The organism is Collinsella sp. HCP28S3_E12 (assembly GCF_052065595.1).
Classification (GTDB): domain Bacteria; phylum Actinomycetota; class Coriobacteriia; order Coriobacteriales; family Coriobacteriaceae; genus Collinsella.
In genome coordinates, this window is record NZ_JBQHTS010000044.1 from 1 (window position 1) to 750 (window position 750).

Below are 750 nucleotides of genomic sequence, written 5' to 3' on the forward strand. Positions count from 1 at the left end.
GGCACGCCCGGTCCCGTTCCGAACCCGGAAGCTAAGCCCCATCGCGCCGAGAGTACTGCGGGGCCAGCCCGTGGGAGGCCAGGGCGCCGCTGACCGGTGGACGGCACCGAGTCGTCATCGAGAATCGAGAAGGGGGAGGCCTCGCGGCCTCCCCCTTTTTTGCGTTTGTATTGATCCGTGGCTCTAGATAGTTGATTTCTTTATTCTGAAGTCGCAATAGCATATGAAGTGGGTTGATTCTTTTCGAGGCCTGTTTTTGGGACTCGTTCTTTACAGTCCGAACTTAGGAACGCTCCTTTGGCTGGTTGCGTATTTCCTAGATGGATCTGCCAATTTAGATTACAAATCAATCTTTTCTCGCGTTTTACGTCTTTCGGCTAGGATTGCACACTAATGGGGCTCCAGCGCTGTCTGGCGGGGTCCTTTGTCGCGTAAAGGCTTTATAAGGGGAACCGTCGCAATCTATCTCCTAGGTGCTATTTAATTCTGGTTTGGGTATATAACCGATACGTATACATCGGACAGCATGAACACCGAGGTCATACGGTCTGTCTGAGATATATGATCGTCGATTAGACCCTGTCGGATTCCAGGGCCCTCTGGTTCATTTGTGAACAAAATATGGAGTGCGGGATTCCCGCCCCGCGGGCCCCTCCGGTCTGGCAATATATCTCCTTGCCGCGCGGCCCGGTCGAACCGGGAACCGGCGCAGGCGTGCACCTTGAGAACCGGATACTGCGAGGATGGACA

The 750-nt window shown here is 54.3% G+C and carries 1 rRNA gene; it reads left to right on the forward strand.

Features of this window, described 5'->3' with window-relative positions:
- Positions 1 to 95, forward strand: a 5S ribosomal RNA gene (gene rrf, locus ACTNBY_RS09310); the annotation flags it as partial.
- Positions 96 to 750: the final 655 nt, after the last annotated feature.